Origin of the sequence: Thalassobaculum sp. (genome assembly GCF_040219615.1) — a bacterium.
In the GTDB taxonomy this organism is placed as follows: Bacteria; Pseudomonadota; Alphaproteobacteria; order Thalassobaculales; family Thalassobaculaceae; genus Thalassobaculum_A.
Genome location: NZ_JAVJSE010000010.1, coordinates 396,034 through 413,676 on the forward strand (window position 1 = coordinate 396,034; position 17,643 = coordinate 413,676).

The 17,643-nt window shown below is 71.2% G+C and carries 9 protein-coding genes; 2 read left to right on the forward strand and 7 right to left on the reverse strand.

Annotation, left to right across the window (positions count from 1 at the left end; all coding sequences use genetic code 11):
• Positions 1 to 66 precede the first annotated feature (66 nt).
• Together RIC31_RS06665 and RIC31_RS06670 are read right to left on the reverse strand one after the other, a co-directional pair.
• Complete coding sequence (locus RIC31_RS06665; RefSeq protein WP_350104532.1) at positions 67 to 2,115, reverse strand: hydantoinase/oxoprolinase family protein; 2,049 nt, start codon at positions 2,113 to 2,115, stop codon at positions 67 to 69.
• Positions 2,112 to 3,773 carry a hydantoinase B/oxoprolinase family protein gene (locus RIC31_RS06670; protein ID WP_350104534.1) on the reverse strand — a complete coding sequence of 554 codons (1,662 nt, stop codon included), beginning with the start codon at positions 3,771 to 3,773 and terminating at the stop codon, positions 2,112 to 2,114. Before RIC31_RS06670 ends, RIC31_RS06665 begins: the two co-directional genes overlap by 4 nt.
• A 168-nt stretch (positions 3,774 to 3,941) precedes the next feature.
• Here RIC31_RS06670 and RIC31_RS06675 point away from each other — a divergent pair, with 168 nt between their 5' ends.
• Entirely contained in the window at positions 3,942 to 4,475 is a 534-nt protein-coding gene (locus RIC31_RS06675) for an isochorismatase family protein (protein WP_350104537.1), read from the forward strand.
• Positions 4,476 to 4,630: 155 nt separating this feature from the next.
• Here the strand turns inward: RIC31_RS06675 and RIC31_RS06680 are convergent, their stop codons facing one another.
• The 4 genes from RIC31_RS06680 to RIC31_RS06695 form a co-directional block, all read right to left on the reverse strand.
• Entirely contained in the window at positions 4,631 to 5,716 is a 1,086-nt protein-coding gene (locus tag RIC31_RS06680) for a mandelate racemase/muconate lactonizing enzyme family protein (RefSeq protein WP_350104539.1), read from the reverse strand.
• Between the two features lie 434 nt (positions 5,717 to 6,150).
• Positions 6,151 to 6,867, reverse strand: coding sequence for an SDR family oxidoreductase (locus tag RIC31_RS06685; protein WP_350104541.1), 717 nt, complete (start codon positions 6,865 to 6,867; stop codon positions 6,151 to 6,153).
• Positions 6,868 to 6,871: 4 nt separating this feature from the next.
• Positions 6,872 to 8,284, reverse strand: coding sequence for a dipeptidase (locus tag RIC31_RS06690; RefSeq protein ID WP_350104544.1), 1,413 nt, complete (start codon positions 8,282 to 8,284; stop codon positions 6,872 to 6,874).
• Between the two features lie 53 nt (positions 8,285 to 8,337).
• Positions 8,338 to 9,267: a hypothetical protein gene (locus RIC31_RS06695; RefSeq protein WP_350104546.1), complete on the reverse strand. Its 930-nt coding sequence runs from the start codon at positions 9,265 to 9,267 to the stop codon at positions 8,338 to 8,340.
• Between the two features lie 357 nt (positions 9,268 to 9,624).
• On the opposite strand from RIC31_RS06695, the gene RIC31_RS06700 reads away from it, so the two are divergent.
• Positions 9,625 to 12,663: a DUF4347 domain-containing protein gene (locus RIC31_RS06700; protein ID WP_350104549.1), complete on the forward strand. Its 3,039-nt coding sequence runs from the start codon at positions 9,625 to 9,627 to the stop codon at positions 12,661 to 12,663.
• A 409-nt stretch (positions 12,664 to 13,072) separates the two neighbouring features.
• Here the strand turns inward: RIC31_RS06700 and gltB are convergent, their stop codons facing one another.
• On the reverse strand, positions 13,073 to 17,614 hold the full coding sequence (gene gltB, locus RIC31_RS06705) for a glutamate synthase large subunit (RefSeq protein WP_350104551.1): 4,542 nt from the start codon (positions 17,612 to 17,614) through the stop codon (positions 13,073 to 13,075).
• Between the last annotated feature and the right edge of the window lie 29 nt (positions 17,615 to 17,643).

The window sequence follows — 17,643 nt, forward strand, 5'->3', positions numbered from 1 at the left end:
CCCCTTTACCGTCATTCCGGACGGACGCGCCGCCCTCGGCGCGGCCGATCCGGAACCCCCGGTCCCTCAGCCCTCCCTGACCGCGATGTCCAGCCAGCCATGCACGGTCGCCGTCGCGCGGTCGCCGGCCCGCAGCAGCACCGTGGTGGTCTCCGACTCGACCAGCGCCGGCCCTTCCAGGGCCTGGCCGGCGGCCAGCTCCGGGAAGGCGTAGACCTCGGCCGCCGTCCAGCCGCCCAGATAGACCTCGCGGCGGCCCTTCGGCGCGGCCGGCCTGCGGTCCTCGACCGTCGGCTCGCCCGGCAGGCCCGGCAGCACGCCGACCGTCGCGACCCGGGCGTTGACCAGCACCGGCTGCTGCTCCGGCAGGCTGTAGGCATACAGCTCGTCGTGCCGGGCCTCGAAGGCGCGCTTCAGCTTCGCCATCGCGTCCGGCGCCTTCAGGTCGATGTCGCCGAGGGCCACGTCGATCTCGAACACCTGCTCGCCGTAGCGCATGTCGGCCGATCGCCGGGCGACGATCTCGCCGTCGAACCAGGTCTCCATGCGCGCCCTGCCGTCGCCGGCCATGCGGGCGTACAGCGCGTCAACCGCGTCGACGTCCAGGGTGTCGGCCTCGCCCAGGAAGGACTGCACGGCCTCCAGGCGCAGCGCCGTCGTCAGCATCCCCCAGGCCGACAGCACCGAGGCCATGCGCGGCACCACCACCCGCTTCATGCCGAGCATGCGCGCCAGTTCGGTGACGTGCAGGCCGGCCGCCCCGCCGAAGCCGAGCAGGCCGAACCGCCGCGGATCGACGCCGCGGCGCACGGTGACCGCGCGGATGCCCTCGGCCATCTGGGTGTTCATCACCCGGTGCACGCCCTCGGCCGCCGCCAGCGCGTCGACGCCGAGCGCCGCCCCGAGTTCCCCGAACGCCGCCAGGGCCGCGTCGCGGTCGAGCCGGCTGCGGCCGCCGGCGAAGTTGTCCGGGTCCAGGAAGCCGAGCACCACGCTGGCGTCGGTGACGGTCGGGCTGGTGCCGCCGCGACCGTAGCAGATCGGCCCCGGCCGCGAGCCGGCGCTCTCCGGGCCGACCGTCAGCAGGCCGCCGGCGACCGGCCGGGCGATCGAGCCTCCGCCGGCGCCAAGGGTGACGATGTCCAGGCTCGGCATGGCGATGCGCTCGTTCGCCATGGTCCGGTTGCTCGACAGCACCACCTCGCCGTTCATGATCATCGAGATGTCGGTCGAGGTGCCGCCGACGTCGAAGGTGATCAGGTCGGGCGCCTGCATCATCTCGGCGATCCGCCGGCCGCCGGCCAGCCCGCCGGCCGGGCCCGACAGCACGGTGCCGGCGGCGATCCGCACCGCCTCGCCGACCGGCGCCACGCCGCCATGGGAGAAGATGATGAGCAGCGGCCCGGCGAAGCCGGCCCGCTTCAGCCGCCGCTCCAGCCCCTCCAGGTAGCCCTTGATGAGCGGCGCCACATAGGCGTTCACCACCGTGGTCGAGACCCGCTCGTACTCCTTGATCTGCGGCAGCACGTCGGAGGACAGCGAGACGTTGACGCCGGGCATCGCCTCGCGGATCGCCGCCAGGGTCTCCCGCTCGTGCGCGTCGTTGCGGTAGGAGTGCAGGTAGGCGACCGCGACCGCCCCGACGCCCTCGGCCTTCAGCCCGGCGATCGCCGCGTCCAGCGAGGCGCGGTCGAGCGGGGTCTCGACCCGGCCGTCGGCGCGCATGCGCTCGCGCACCCCGAACCGGAGGTGACGCGGCACCAGCGGCGCCTGGCGCGCCAGCCGGAGGTTGTAGCGCTCGGGCTTCAGGCCCTCGCGCATCTCCAGCACGTCGCGGTGGCCCTGAGTGGTCAGCAGCCCGACCTTGGCGCCCTTGCGCTCGAGCAGGGCGTTGGTGGCGACCGTCATGCCGTGCAGCACCTGGTCGGTCTGCGCCAGCAGGTCGGCAAGCGGCAGGCCGACCGCCTCGCTCAAGCGGTCCAGCCCGTCCATGAAGCCGATCGCCTGGTCCTCGGGCGTGCTGGCGGCCTTGACGAAGGTGACCTTGCCGTCGCCATCGACCGCGACCAGGTCCGTGAAGGTGCCGCCGACGTCCACCGCGATACGATAGCTCATCGCCCGCCCCCGTTTCCGGTCACCAGGCCGTCCCGCCGGTCGCGCTCGCGCGCCGCCGGCTCCCGCTCGCCGGGCGGCCCCCAGCCGCCGCCACCGCCGGAATGGATCTCGAAGACGGAATGCGCAGGCACGGGGACTCCTTCGGACTTGCTGGCCAGGACAACCGGGTCGGCCCCGGGCGGGTGCATGAGGTAGTGGTGCGGTGCGCCGTCCGCGCCGCCCAGCATGCCGCGGGCGCCGTGGCGCAGGCCGTCGCCGGCGGTGTTGGCGACCGCCGGCTCGTCGGTCTCGACCGTCATCTCCAGGTCGACGCCCTCGCCGCCCACGAACCGGCCGTCGCCGCCGGAATCCGGACGGAACTCGTGGCGCCCGAAGAACAGCGGGAAGCGCGCCTCGGCGACCTCGACCGAGCCGAACTTCAGGCCGCCGGCGGAGTGCCACTCGCCGGCGTTGTGCCAGCCGTCGCCGCCGGACGAGGCGCCGCCGCCGGGCCGGGCGTGGAACATGTGCCAGATGAACGGCCGGCCGCTGCGCGGGTCGACGCCCTTCAGCGCGATCCGCAGCCGCCGGCCCCAGCCGCCCATGGCCCGCTCCGGGCAGGCGGCGGACAACGCCACCACCACGGCCTCGATGATCTCGTTGCTGCAGTGCGAGGTGCACATGGTGACCGGCGCGCCCGGCTCGGGATCGACGATGCTCCCGCGCCGCGTCAGGATCGTCAGCGGCCGCACCAGCCCCTCGTTCTTGGCGATGCCGGCGTCCAGCAGGAACGACAGGGCGATGATCACTGCCGAGCGGGTGTTGGCGACCGAGGAGTTGACGAAGCTGGTCACCTGCGGCGCGCAGTCGCGCAGATCGACGGTGATGTCGGAACCGCTGACCGTCACTCGGGCGCGGATCGGGATGTCGTCATTGCCGCGCCCGTCGTCGTCCAGCCAGGCCTCGCCGAGATAGGTGCCGTCCTTCCAGCCAGCGATGTTCTCGCGGGTCTGCGCCTCGGTCGCGTCGATCACCCGGGTAACCGCGCCCATGATGGTGTCGCGGTCGAACTCGCGGGCCAGCGCCTGCACCCGGCGCTCGGCCAGCAGGACCGAGCCGATCTGCGCCGACAGGTCGCCCTCGAAGTCGCGGGCGTGGCGGACGTTGGCCTTCAGCATGCGCAGCACGTCGCGGCGCATCACGCCCTTGTCGTAGAACCGGATCGGCGGCAGCCGCAGGCCCTCCTGCCAGATCTCGCGCGCCGCGGCGTTGTAGGCGCCGTAGGTGGCGCCGCCGATGTCGGAATGATGGGCCCGGTTGATCGCCCAGAACGCCAGCTCGCCTTCCAGGAAGATCGGCACGAAGGCGGTCACGTCCGGCAGATGACTGCCGCCGGCATAGGGGTCGTTCAGCAGGAACACGTCGCCCGGGTGGATGTCGCCGGCGAACGCCTCGTTGATCGCCTTGGCCGCCGGCTGCAGCGCGCCGACATGCACCGGGATGTGCTCGGCCTGCGCGACCAGCTGGGCGTCGGCGCCGCAGATCGCGGTCGAGAAGTCGCGGCTGGAGTTCAGGATCTGCGAGAACGAGGTGCGCAGCATCGCCTCGCCCATCTCCTCGACGATGCCGGTCAGGCGGTGGTGGATCACCGAGACCGTGATCGGGTCGCTGGCGCTCATGTTGTCGGTCCGTCAGGTTGGCGGGCGAGGCGTCGAGTCGGGCGCCCCTGGTCGCCGCCATGGTAGACGGCGGCGCGGCCGGAATGAAACCGCCGTGACGCGGTGCGGCGGACCGGCCGAACCGCTATGCTGGAGGTGCACACGCCGTCCGAACCGGGAGCGACCGCCATGCCCGCCCTCGACCGCGCGACCGCGCTGCTGCTGGTCGTCGACTTCCAGGCCCGGCTGATGCCGGCGATCGACCAGGGCGAAGCGGCGGTCGCCAACGCCCGCCGGCTGCTGGATGCCGCCGCCCTGTTCGAGGTGCCGGCGCTGTTCACCGAGCAGAACCCGGCTGGCCTGGGCCCGACGGTCCCGGCGCTGGCGCCCGATCCGGCCCGGGTGTTCGCCAAGATGACCTTCGATGCGACCCGTACCCCCGGCTTCCTCGACCGGGTCCCGGCCGACCGGCAGGTCGTGGTGGCCGGCTGCGAGGCGCATGTCTGCTTGCTGCAGACCGTGCTCGGCCTGCTCGACGCCGGCCGCCGGCTGTGGGTGGTGCGCGACGCCGTCGGCTCGCGCCGGGCCGAGAGCAAGGAGGCCGCCCTCGACCGCATGGCCCGCCACGGCGCCGAGATCGTGACCGCCGAGATGGTGGTGTTCGAGTGGCTGCAGTCGGCCGAGCACCCGCGCTTCCGCGAGGCGCTGCGGCTGATCAGATAGAGGGACGCGGTGGGTGGGTTCCGGCTCCGCCCCGCCTCCGGCGGTCCGGTCCGGAATGACGTTTGGGAAAGGGAGGCGCCGGTTCACCACCCCGACGTCATTCCGGACGGATGCGCCGCCCCGGCGCGGCCGAGCCGGAACCCACCCGCTGCTCCCTACCCGTCCGCGAAGCGCTCGACCGCGTCCGGGTCGAAGCGGAAGCCGAGGCCGGGGCGGTCGGGGATCAGCAGGTCGCCGTCGACCATCTCCAGCTTCTCCTGGAACAGCCCGTCGAACCACGGCATGTGCTCGGCATAGCTGACGTTCGACAGCGCCCCGCAGAGCTGCAGGCAGTGCTCGGTGAACAGGTGCGGGCTGACCGGCACGTCGTAGGCCGCCGCCATGTGCGCGACGCGGACCCATTCGGTGATGCCGCCGACCCGCTCCAGGTCGGGCATCAGCACGTCGGCCGACTTGCGCTCCAGCATGTCGCGGAAGCCGTAGCGGCCGTACTCGGTTTCGCCGCTGGCGACCGGGGTGTCGATCTCGGCAGCGACCCGGGCCGAGCCCTCCAGGTCGTAGGCCTGCACCGGCTCCTCGAACCAGGTCAGGTCGAAGGCCTCGAGCTTGCGCCCCAATCGGATCGCGTGGTCGACCGACAGGCCCTGGTTGGCGTCGGCCATCAGTTTGATGCGGCCGCCGATCGCCGAGCGCACGGCGGCGACCCGCTCCAGGTCCTCGCCGAGGTCGGGCTTGCCTATCCGCATCTTCACCGCCTTGAAGCCCCGGGCGACGAAATCCTTGGCCTGCGCCTCCAGCTCCGGGATCGTCATCGACGCCCACAGCCCGCCCGATGCGTAAGTCGGCACCCGGTCGCGCCGGCGCCCCAGCAGCCGCGACACCGAGGCGCCGAGCGACTGGCCGAGGATGTCCCAGCACGCCCAGTCGACCGCGGCGATCCCGAACAGCGACACGCCCTTGTGGCCGAGGAAGTTGATCTCGTCCCACATCTCGTCGAAGCGCGCCGTGGTGTCGCGCGGGTCCTTGCCGACCGCGCGCTCGCCGAGCATCCGGACCATCGCCTCCAGCACCGGCACCCGGTGCCGGCCGATCGCCCAGAGGTAGCTTTCGCCGGTGATGCCCTCGTCGGTATCGAGCCAGACCAGCAGCCCGGATACCCCCTCGATTCGGTGGATCGAGGTGCCGATCGGCTTGTCGAAGGGGATGTGGATGCGCCGGGTGCGCAGGCCGGTGATCTTCATGTGAGGCTCCGTGCTGCAGTTGCCGGATCGAGCGTCCCGAGCAAGCCCTTCGCGGCCCCGGCTGTTCGCCGGGGCACCTCAGGGCGACAGGATTGTGCTGATTCTATCGCCCTGAGGCGCGCCCGCGAAGCGGGTGCCGCGAAGGGCTTGCCGCGGAGGGACTCTGACGGCTGTGGAATGGCCAGGACTCACGATATCGCCGTTGGGTCGCTGCAGGAACGCGGGCACGGAGATGATCCAGGAGCCCCCACCTGACCAGGACGGGCCGCAACGGCCGGCGCCCCCGCCAGCGAAGCGCGACCGGAGGGGAAAACGGACCGGCTCCCTGGCTGACCACTTCGCGGCATCGCCGTTGCGCATCTCCGGCGTTCGGATCGAGCGCAGGCGCGACGGGACGCGCGACATCGAGCTGTAAGTCGCAGGGGTCCGCCCCCCTAGATCGGCTGCCCCGCCGGCAGCACCATGACTCTCGGCACGAGTACATGCGCCGGCTGCTCCACGGCGAACACCACGGCGCGGGCCACGTCGTCGGGCAGCAGCGGCTCGGGCACGTTCTGCACCACCTCGGGGCGGACCGCGTGATCGCGGTGCAGGTCGGTGCGGACCAGGCCGGGCTCGACCACCGAGACCTTCACGCCGCTGCCGGCCAGTTCCATGCGCAGCGCCTCGCACAGCGCCTCGACCGCGTATTTGGTGGCGGCGTAGCCGCCGGCGTTCGGGCGCACCTTGGTGCCGAGAACCGAGCCGGTCATCAGCAGGTGGCCGCTGCCCTGGGCCTTGAAGTGCTTCGCCAGGGTGTAGGCGAAGCGGAAGGCGGCGTCGACGTTGACCCGGATCATCTCCGACAGGGCGTCCAGGTCGATGTCCTCGACCGGGCCGCTGTGGATCAGCCCGGCATTGGCGAAGGCGATGTCGACCCGGCCGAACCGCTCGACCGCCAGCTCTACCAGCGCGCCCGGGGTCGCCGGGTCCGCCACGTCGCCGGCCAGCACCGCGCAGTCCGGCAGCCGGGCGGCGTGGCTCTCCAGCACCTCGCGCCGCCGGCCGTGCAGCACCAGCTTGACGCCGCGCGCCGACAGCGCCTCGGCCGACGCCAGGCCGATGCCGCTGGTGCCGCCGGTGATGACCGCGACCTTGCCTGCCAGTGTCATCGTCCTATCCCTTCGACTTGGTGATTCCGGCCATGCGGGCCAGCACTGCGGCGTTCGAGCGGATGCCGTTGTGGAAGCACACCAGCTCGAACTTCTCGTTCGGCGAATGCACCTTGTCGTCCTCCAGCCCGAAGCCGAGCAGGATCGAGTCGATGCCGAGATACTTGCGGATCGAGCCGACCGCCGGGATCGAGCCGCCGGTGCCGATCAGATAGGCCTCCTTGCCGAACACGTCGGCGAGGGCCTGGCGGGCGGCGCCGAGATAGGGCGAATCGGTCGGCACCCGGATCGCCGGCGAGCCGCCGATGTCGGAGAACTCGGCCGTGTAGCCGGCCGGCAGCCGGTCGGTCACGAACCTGCGGAAGTTCTCGGCGATCGCCTTCGGATCCTGGTCCGGCACCAGCCGGCAGGAGATCTTGGCCATCGCCTCGGCGGCAATCACGGTCTTGCCGCCGGCCCCGGTGTAGCCGCCCAGGATGCCGTTGACGTCGCAGGTCGGGCGCGCCCACTGCCGCTCGATGGCGCTGAACCCGGCCTCGCCGCCGTCGGCCGAGGGCAGGCCGATGTCGGCCATCGCCTCCTGCTCGTCGTAGCCGAGCGCCTCCCACTGCGCCTTCTCGTTGGCGCCGGCCGGGATCACGTCGTCATAGAAATGCGGGATCCGGATGCGGCCGTTGGCGTCGTGCAGCTCGCCGATGATGCGGGCCAGCAGGTTCAGCGGGTTGACGACCACGCCGCCGTACATGCCGGAGTGCAGGTCGCGGCTGGGCCCGCGCAGGATCACCTCCTGGTAGACCATGCCGCGCAGGCTGTAGGTGATCGCCGGCTGGTCGACGTCCCACATGCCGGTGTCGCAGACGATGCAGGCGTCGGCCTTCAGCTCGCCGGCGTTGGCCTGGATGAACGGGTCGAGCGACGGGCTGCCGCACTCCTCCTCGCCCTCCAGCAGCACGGTGACCCGGCAAGGCAGGGTGCCGTGGACGTCGCGCCAGGCGCGGAACGCCTCGATCCAGGTCATCACCTGGCCTTTGTCGTCGACCGCGCCGCGCGCCACGATGCGCTTGCCGCGCTCGGCGTCGACCAGCACCGGCTCGAACGGCCCGCTGTTCCACAGCTCAAGCGGATCGGCCGGCTGCACGTCGTAGTGGCCGTAGTACAGCAGGTGCGGGGCGTCCCCGCCCGGCCCCGGGTGCTGCGCCACCACCATCGGATGGCCGGTGGTCGGCCGCACCGCCGCTTCGAAGCCGAGGCCGGCCAGCTCGTCGGCCATCCATTGCGCGGCCCGCTGGACATCGTCCTTGAAGGCCGGGTCGGTGGACACGCTGGGGATCCGCAGGATGTCGAACAGCCGCTCGACCGAGGCGTCGAGATTGGCGTCGACGCGCTCCAGCACCTGGGCGACGGGAAGCTCGGGCATGGGGGACTCCGGGTTGGACCGGAGCCGAGGTTAACCGCGGAATCGTCCGCCCGTCACCCCGCCGCGTCGTACAGCGGGCCGCTGACCAGGTGCACCGCTTCCGCCGACGCGTCGATCAGGCCGGACGGCGCCGGGGCGGCGATCGTCTCGACGATCGTCTCGGCCAGGCGACCGGTTGCCGCGGCCGCCACGCCGGCCTGCCGCAGCGTCCCGGCGACCGCCTCGCCGCTCGGGTCCCGGTAGCCCGTCAGCCGCACCAGCGCATCGCGATCCATCTCCGGCACCCGGACGCAGTGCACCCGCCCGGCGATCGGCCGCGGGTCCGCGTCGTGATAGGCGAGGCCGCTCATCACACCGGTCAGCATCAGCGCCGGGGCGACCGGCGGACGGAACGACATGAAGATGAACATCTCGTCGGCGGCGTGCCGCAGCATCGCGCCGAGGCTACGGCCCATCCGCCGCAGCGGGCCCTCCAGCAGCAGTTCCCCGCCGGGCAGACGTTCCGCGTAGACCGCCAGCAGCTCGCCGTCGGGGCGGGACTGGAGAGTCAGCCCGCCGACGATCATCCGGCCGGCGTGCAGCGACGACCATGCCATGGAGAAGACCAGGTACTGGCCGGCGAGATAGCCGGGCAGGGCAGCCGCCGGCGGAGCCGGAACCGGCACCGCCCCGCCCCCCGGCAGCCGCGGCGGTGCTACGGCGGGCGCCGGGCCGTGCCGGGCCTCGACCAGCCGCCGGAACTCCTCGAATGAGCAGGTCCGGACCGTCTCGCCGGTCACCGGCAGTTCCAGCACCCGGGCCAGATCCTCGAAGACCGACGGATCCCGCGGGGCGGCCCGGTCCTGCACCCACTTGTAGGCCCGTTCCGGCTCGTATCCGGTCTGCGGGTTCACCTGCTTGAACCGCGCATGCAGCGCCTTCTGGGTCACGCAGCCGGTGACCAGCTGGGTGAGGCGGAGTTTAAGGGCCAGATCCCGGGTCATCGGCGATCGTCTTCCCGCTTCGGTTCGGAATTTCCAATCGGAAAACCCGGAATTCGAGCATCCCCAGCCGGTCCGGATTTACAAGCTCCAAATGAACCGGCACCCCGCCGGGGACCGGCAGAATCCCGCGATACCGGCAGATCCGTGCCGGTCCGGCTGCACCCCCCGTCCGCACAGCCGGCCGCCCTGTACGGCGACATCCGGAATCTTCGTCTTCTTTGGAAGCGGGATTTACGGCAACACCTCCCGCTCTGAAACTCGGGTGCCGCTCGGACGGCGAATTCGACAGGCTCAACCATCCATTTCGTTGCGGACAGATCGGGTTCGGCAATCAGGGCTTTCGACTTGGAAAGAGCGATGCAACGCGTACACGACGTCAGGCCCGCCACCGAACTGCTGGTCATCGGTTCCGACGTGCCCGAGGTTGCGGCCCTGGCGGCTTCCGCCGGCCGGCCGTGCCACGTCGTGCACCTCCCGCCGGCCGCCGACGGGCTGGCCGCCCTCGCCGCGGCGATCTCGGTCTTCAGCCCTGTCGCCGCCGTGCATCTGGTCGGGCACGGCGCCCCCGGCCGGATGAAACTCGGCGCCACCGACCTGACCCGCGAGGAGATCCGGCGGCGCCCCGGGCATATGGCGACACTGGCCGCGGCGCTCGCCGGCGCCCCGCTGCTTCTCTACGGCTGCGAGGTCGGGGCGGGCGAGGCGGGCAAGGCGTTTCTCGACACGCTCGCCTTCGCGCTGGACGCGCCGGTCCGGGCGTCGATCACCATGGTCGGTCACCCGGTCCTCGGCGGAAGCTGGAGCCTGGACGCGGGCCCCCGGGTCGGCGAGCCGCTGTTCGATGCCGGACGCGCCGCCGGATGGCGGCACCTGCTGGCCGTCGACGTCACGACCACGGCCGGCGACGCGAGCGCGGGGTCGTTCCAGGCGGCGGCGGCGTCGGGCCAACAGATCGTCAACTTCAGCAACCTCGGCGCGGGCGCCACGATCACCCTGACCGGCTCGCCGACCTTCACGCTCGGCTTCGCCGCGAGCTTGAACTTCACGGGGACCACGACCTCCCTCACGATCGGCGGATCCGACGTCGTCGCCGACTCGCACATCTATGTCAGCGTTGGCGCCGGCCAGAGCCTGACGCTCAACTCCGGGTTCACCTTCACCGGAGGCGCCAGGATCGTTGCGGCCCAGGGTGGCGGGACCGTCGCCTTCAACGGCTCGGTCAGCGGAACGAGCAAGCTCTGGGTCCTCGGCGGCTCGACCGCGGAGATCGGGACCACGACCTCGACGCCCTTGATCGATGTCGCGGGCAACTCGGGCGTCCGGTTCACCACGGACGCCACCTATACCTCCGCGCTCGAGATCGAAGACACCGCCACGATCGATACCGGCAGCCACGCCGTCACCCTGTCCGGTGCCGTGACCCAGGGCGGTGCGACGAACGTCCTGGCGAAGACCGGCACCGGCACGCTGACCCTGTCCGGGACCAACAGTGCCTCGGGCACCATGACGATCAGCCAGGGCACGCTCTCGGTCGCGGCCGACGCCAACCTCAGCGCCGGGGCGATCACGCTGAACGGCGGCACCCTGGCGGTGACCGGCGCCACCACCGTCGACAACGCGATCTCGCTCGGGGCGTCGAACGGCACCGTCAGCAACAGCGCCGACGCCACCTTCAGCGGCGCCATCACCGGCACCGGGACCCTGAGCAAATCGGGGACCGGCATCCTGACGCTGTCCGGCACCAACGCCTATACCGGGTCCACCACGGTCTCCGCCGGCACCCTGCGGCTGTCCGGCGGCAGCGCCATCGCCGACGGCGGCAGCGTCTCGGTCGCCGGCGGCGCCACCCTCGACCTGAACGGCACCAGCGAGACCATCGGCGGCCTCTCCGGGGCCGGCAACGTCACCCTCGGCGCCGGCACCCTGAGCGTCGCGCAGGGCACCGACGCGACCTTCTCCGGCGTCCTGTCGGGGACCGGTGGCCTGACCAAGACCGGGGCCGCCGTCCTCACCCTGTCCGGCAGCAACACCCTGACCGGCACCGTCAGCGTCGGCGCCGGCACGATCCGGCTGTCCGGCGGCAGCGCCATCGCCGACGGCGCGACCGTGAACGTCGGGGCCGGCGCCACGCTCGATCTCAACGGCACCGACGAGACGATCGGGGCCCTCAGCGGCTCCGGCACCGTCACCACCGGCGCCGGCTCGCTCACGCTTTCCGACCCGACCGCCAGCACCTTCTCCGGCAACCTCTCGGGCACCGGCACCTTCTCGGTCGCCTCCGGCGCGACCCTCCAGGGCACCGGCACCTACGCCATGCCGGTCCAGGTGATGTCGGGCGGCACCATCGCCCCCGGCAACAGCCCCGGCACGCTGTCGACCGGCAACCTGACGCTGGCCTCCGGCTCGACCGCCACCATGGAGATCGACGGCACGGTGGCCGGCACCGGCTACGACCAGATCGCCGTCACCGGCACCGTCACCATCAACTCGGCCACCCTGAACACCGTGTTCGGCTACAGCTCGGCGACCGGCGACAGCTACGTGCTGATCAGCAACGACGGCGCCGACGCCGTCACCGGCAGCTTCTCCGGCCTCGCCGAGGGCGCCGGCTTCAGTTCGGGTGGCCGGACCTACCGCATCAGCTACGCCGGCAACGACGGAAACGACGTCGTCCTGACCGACGCCGGCGCCGCCTCGAGCGGCGGCGACGGGGGCGGCGGCAGCGGCGGTTCCACCGGTGCCCTGCACCTGGTCGGCGGCACCGGTGACGAGACCTTCCTCGGCAGCGACGGCGCCGACACCGTCTCGGCGATGGCCGGCACCGACCAGGTCTATGCCGGCGCCGGGGCCGACCTGGCCTACGGCAACCAGGGCTCGGACAGCCTGTGGGGCAACGCCGACGCCGACATCCTGTTCGGCGGCCAGGACGCCGACCTGCTCTACGGCAACCAGGGTTCCGACGTCCTGTACGGCAACCTCGCCGCCGACACCCTGTATGGCGGCCAGGACGCGGACACCCTCTACGGCGGCCAGGGCGACGACGCCCTGCACGGCAACCTCGGCGACGATCGGCTGTACGGCAACCTCGGCGACGACACCCTGTCCGGCGGCGCCGGCGACGACCTGCTGTCCGGCGGCCTCGGCGCCGACCGCTACGCCGTCGGCAGCGGCGACGGCGCCGACAGCGTCGCCGGCTTCTCGACCGCCGAGGGCGACGAGATCGCGGTGGCAGCCGACGTCAACGGCACCGGCATCGCGACCGCATCCGACCTGCTGTCCCGCCTGACCGACGACAGGGACGGCAACGCCGTCCTCGACCTCGGCGCCGGCAACACCCTCACGCTGATGGGCGTGCGGTCGGCCGAGCTGGCCGCGGCCGACTTCCTTATCGTGTGAGCGCGCCCGATCCGGGACCCATGCGGGGCACTACGGTGTTCACACATCGCGAGAACGTCGGCTGCTCGAGGTATTTGGCAGTGCCCGTCACGCCGTGGATCCCGGAGCCGTCCCGGATCAAGTCCGGGACCCTCCGGGATGACGAAGTGAAGGTTGGATCCGGGAGGGAAAGCCGGCCAAGTCCTACCCACCTTCGTCATTCCGGAGGGGACGCGCGAGCGTCCGGCTCCGGAACCCACCCGCCGCCGAGAAATGTGTGAATACCGTAGGTCACGCCGTGGATCCCGGAGCCGTCCCGGATCAAGTCCGGGACTCTCCGGGATGACGAAGTGAGGGTTGGATCCGGGAGGGAAGCCGGCCGAATCCCGCCCATTTTCGTCATTCCGGAGGGGACGCGCGAGCGGCCGGTCTACGCCCGGACCTCGCGGACGCCCTGGGTCAGCGGCTGCGGCAGCCGGTGGATCATCTCCTTCGGGACGATCTGCCAGAACTTGCCGACCTCGCGCTGCCAGTCCATCAGCAAGCGCTCGGCGTAGCGCGACTGGGTTTCGCGGACATGCTCGGCGACCAGTCGGCGCAGGGCGTCGTCCCAGTACTCGGTCTCGACCCGCTGGTAGACCACGGTCTCCTGGTTGACCCGGTGCCCGAAGGTGCCGTCGGCGTCGTACACGAAGGCCATGCCGCCGGTCATGCCGGCCCCGAAGTTGTCGCCGACCGGGCCCAGGATCACCGCGGTGCCGCCGGTCATGTACTCGCAGCCGTTCGAGCCGCAGCCCTCGACCACCGCCTCGGCGCCGCAGTTGCGGACCGCGAACCGCTCGCCGGCCTGGCCGGCGGCGAACAGCTTGCCGGCGGTCGCCCCGTACAGCACGGTGTTGCCGATGATGGTGTTGTCCTGGCTGGCGAAGGCCGCCGCCGTCATCGGCCGCACCGCGATGGTGCCGCCCGACAGCCCCTTGCCGACATAGTCGTTGGCGTCGCCGAACACCTCGATCTTCAGCCCCTGCACCGCGAAGGCGCCGAGGCTCTGCCCGGCCGAGCCGCGCAGGCGGACGGTGATGTGGCCCGGCTGCAGGCCGGTCATGCCGTATTTGCGCACCAGCTTGGAGCTGAGCTTGGTGCCGATCGCCCGCTGGGTGTTGGCGATGTTGTAGGTGAACTGCATCTTCTCGCCGAGCTCGAACACCGGCTTGGCGTCCTTGATGATCTGGGCGTCCAGGGTCTCCGGCACCTCGTTGCGGCCCTCGACCGTGTTGTAGGGCGGGAAGCCGCCGGAATCGGCGCGCACCAGGATCGGGTTCAGGTCGAGGTCGTCGAGCGACGGGTCGCCGCGGCTGACCTGGGCCAGCAGGTCGGTGCGGCCGATCACGTCCCTGAGCGACTTGACGCCGAGCTCGGCCAGGATCTCGCGGACCTCCTCGGCGACGAAGGAGAACAGATTCACCACCCGCTCCGGCGTGCCCTCGAACTTGGCGCGCAGCGACTCGTCCTGGGTGCACACGCCGACCGGGCAGGTATTGGAGTGGCACTGCCGGACCATGATGCAGCCCATCGCCACCAGCGAGGCGGTGCCGAGGCCGTATTCCTCGGCCCCCAGCATGGCGGCGATCACCACGTCGCGGCCGGTCTTCATGCCGCCGTCGGTGCGCAGGGTCACGCTGTGCCTGAGCCGGTTCAGGGTCAGCACCTGGTGGACCTCGGACAGCCCCATCTCCCAGGGGATGCCGGCATACTTGATCGAGGTCTGCGGGCTGGCCCCGGTGCCACCACCATGGCCGGAGATCAGGATTGTGTCGGCCTTGGCCTTGGCGACCCCGGCGGCGATCGTGCCGATGCCGGTGGACGCCACCAGCTTCACGCAGACCCGGGCCTCCGGGTTGATCTGCTTGAGGTCGTAGATCAGCTGGGCGAGGTCCTCGATCGAGTAGATGTCGTGGTGCGGCGGCGGCGAGATCAGGGTGACGCCGGGGGTGGCGTGGCGCAGCCGGGCGATCAGGCCGTTGACCTTGATGCCGGGCAGCTGGCCACCCTCGCCGGGCTTCGCGCCCTGGGCGATCTTGATCTCGATCTCGCGGCAGTTGTTCAGGTATTCGGCGGTGACGCCGAACCGGCCGGACGCGACCTGCTTGATCGCCGAGCTGGCGTTGTCGCCGTTCGGGCGCGGCCGGAACCGCGCCGGGTCCTCGCCGCCCTCGCCGGAGTCCGACTTGGCGCCGATCCGGTTCATGGCGATCGACAGGGTCTCGTGCGCCTCCGGGCTGAGCGCGCCGAGCGAGATCCCGGGGGCGATCAGCCGGCGCCGGATGTCGGTGATCGACTCGACCTCCTCGAGCTGCACCGCCCCGGCCTTGGCCTTGAAGCGCAGCAGGTCGCGCAGGTTCACCGGCGGCTGTGCGTACACCGCCTCGGCGTAGCGCTTGTAGAGGTGGTAGCTGTCGCTCTCCACCGCGCGCTGCAGGGCGTGGATCATCGGGCCGTCGAAGGCGTGGCGCTCGCCGTTGCGGCGATAACGGTACAGCCCGCCGACCGGCAGCGGCACCGCCGCCTCGTCGTAGGCCTTGGCGTGCATGCGCAGGACCTTGGTCTGGATGCCGGACAGGCCGAGGCCGGAGATCCGCGAGTTCATGCCCGGGAAGAACCGGGCGACCAGGGCGCGACTCAGCCCGACCGCCTCGAAGTTGTAGCCGCCGCGATAGGAGGACAGCACCGAGATGCCCATCTTGGACATGATCTTCAGCAGGCCGTCCTGGATCGCCTTCTTGTACTTGCCGAGCGACTCCTCGAGGCTGTCGTCGCCGAACAGGCCGCGCTCGCGGCGGTCGGCGATCGCCTCCTGGGCCAGATAGGCGTTGACGGTGGTCGCGCCGACCCCGATCAGCACCGCGAAGTAGTGCACGTCCAGGCACTCGCCGCAGCGCACGTTGACCGAGGTGAAGGTCCGCAGCTGCTGGCGCACCAGGTGGCTGTGCACCGCCCCGGTGGCCAGGATCATCGGCAGCCCGGCCCGGTCGGCCGCGGTCGCCATGTCCGACAGGATGACGTGGGTGCAGCCGCCGCGGACCGCGTCCTCGGCCTCGCGCTGGACCCGCTCGATCGCCTCCTCGAGGGCCACCGGCCCGCCGTCGGCCGGAAAGGTGCAGTCGATCTCCGCCGCCGTGTCGGCCATGTAGTCGCGCATGGCGTGGAACTCGGCGTTGGTCAGTACCGGGCTCTCGAGCAGTAGGTGGTCGCACTGCTCGGAATCCTCGTCGAGGATGTTGCCGAGGTTGCCGAGCCGGGTCCGCAGGGTCATCACCCGGCGCTCGCGCAGGCTGTCGATCGGCGGGTTGGTGACCTGGCTGAAGTTCTGCCGGAAGAAGTGGTGCAGGCCGCGGTACTTGTCCGACAGCACAGCGATCGGCGTGTCGTCGCCCATCGAGCCGACCGATTCCTTCCCGGTCTCGGCCATCGGCTGCAGGATCAGTTCCATGTCCTCGAGCGTCCAGCCGGCGACCACCTGGCGGCGGCGCAACTCGTCGCGCGAGAACTGCGGCTTCTCCTCGTGCTCGGCCCGGATCAGGTCGTCGATGACCGTGCTTTCCTTGATCCACTCGCCGTAGGGCTTGCGGGCCGACAGCAGGTCCTTGAGCTCGCCGTCGTGGTACAGCCGGCCCTCGATCAGGTCGACGCCGATCATCTCGCCGGGGTCGAGCCGGCCCTTCTCGACGACATTGGCCTCGTCGACCCGGACCATGCCGGTCTCGGAGCCGGCGATCAGCAGGCCGTCATGGGTCACGGTGTAGCGCATCGGCCGCAGGCCGTTGCGGTCCATGCCGCCCAGCACCCAGCGCCCGCCGTAGGCGGCGATCGCCGCCGGGCCGTCCCACGGCTCCATCACGGCGTTGGCGTAGGCGTACATGTCGCGCCAGGTCTGTGGGGTCAGGCCGTCCTCGGTCCAGGCCTCGGGGATGCACATGGTCTTGACCATGGGCAGCTCGCGGCCGGCCCGCACCATCAGCTCGAACACCGCGTCGAGGGCGGCGGAATCGGAGGAGCCGGACTGCACCACCGGCTTCAGATCCTCGATCTGCTCGCCGAAGGTCTCGTGCGCCATCCGGGTCTCGTGGCTGGCCATCCAGTTGACGTTGCCGCGGACCGTGTTGATCTCGCCGTTGTGCGCCAGCACCCGGAACGGCTGCGCCAGCCGCCAGGTCGGGAAGGTGTTGGTCGAGTAGCGCTGGTGGTAGATCGCGAAGTTCGAGACGAAGCGCTCGTCGGTCAGGTCGGGATAGAACGACGCCACCTGCTCGGCCAGGAACATGCCCTTGTAGATGATCGACCGGCACGACAGCGAGCACAGGTAGAAATCGGTGATGTGCTCGGCCAGCGCCGCCTTCTCGATGCGGCGGCGGATGATGAACAGGTCGCGTTCGAACTCGGCCTCGGACTTGCCGGCCGGGCTCGAGAACATGATCTGCTCGATCTCCGGGCGGGTGGCGTTGGCCTTCTCGCCGATCAGCTCGATGTCGACCGGAACCTGCCGCCAGCCGTAGACGAAGCAGCCGAACTTCAGGATCTCCGACTCGACGATGATCCGGCAGCGCTCCTGGGCGGCCAGGTCGGTGCGCGGCAGGAACACCATGCCGACCGCCATGCGGCCGTCGTTCAGGGTGTGGCCGGTGTGCTCGATGTGCTCGCGGAAGAAGTCGACCGGGATCGCCAGGTGGATGCCGGCGCCGTCGCCGGTCTTGCCGTCGGCGTCGACCGCGCCGCGGTGCCAGACCGCCTGCAGCGCGGCGATCGCCGCGGTCACCACGTCGCGGCGTGGCGTGCCGTCGATCGAGGCCACGAAGCCGACCCCGCAGGCGTCGTGCTCCTGCGCCGGGTCGTAGGCGTGGCCGGCCTGCAGCCGGGCGGCGTTGTCGCGCCAGGCCTGGACGAACTGCTCGCCGGATTCGCGGATCTCGGTCATGTCTCGGCTCCTTGTCGAGCGACTGGGTC

Bases quoted from the DNA above. Each gene is read 5' to 3' on its own strand.
- RIC31_RS06685 (WP_350104541.1), bottom strand. From the start codon at position 6,867: ATGACACTGGCAGGCAAGGTCGCGGTCATCACCGGCGGCACCAGCGGC.
- RIC31_RS06670 (WP_350104534.1), bottom strand. From the start codon at position 3,773: ATGAGCGCCAGCGACCCGATCACGGTCTCGGTGATCCACCACCGCCTG.
- RIC31_RS06680 (WP_350104539.1), bottom strand. From the start codon at position 5,716: ATGAAGATCACCGGCCTGCGCACCCGGCGCATCCACATCCCCTTCGAC.
- RIC31_RS06695 (WP_350104546.1), bottom strand. From the start codon at position 9,267: ATGACCCGGGATCTGGCCCTTAAACTCCGCCTCACCCAGCTGGTCACC.
- RIC31_RS06665 (WP_350104532.1), bottom strand. From the start codon at position 2,115: ATGAGCTATCGTATCGCGGTGGACGTCGGCGGCACCTTCACGGACCTG.
- gltB (WP_350104551.1), bottom strand. From the start codon at position 17,614: ATGACCGAGATCCGCGAATCCGGCGAGCAGTTCGTCCAGGCCTGGCGC.
- RIC31_RS06690 (WP_350104544.1), bottom strand. From the start codon at position 8,284: ATGCCCGAGCTTCCCGTCGCCCAGGTGCTGGAGCGCGTCGACGCCAAT.
- RIC31_RS06700 (WP_350104549.1), top strand. From the start codon at position 9,625: ATGCAACGCGTACACGACGTCAGGCCCGCCACCGAACTGCTGGTCATC.
- RIC31_RS06675 (WP_350104537.1), top strand. From the start codon at position 3,942: ATGCCCGCCCTCGACCGCGCGACCGCGCTGCTGCTGGTCGTCGACTTC.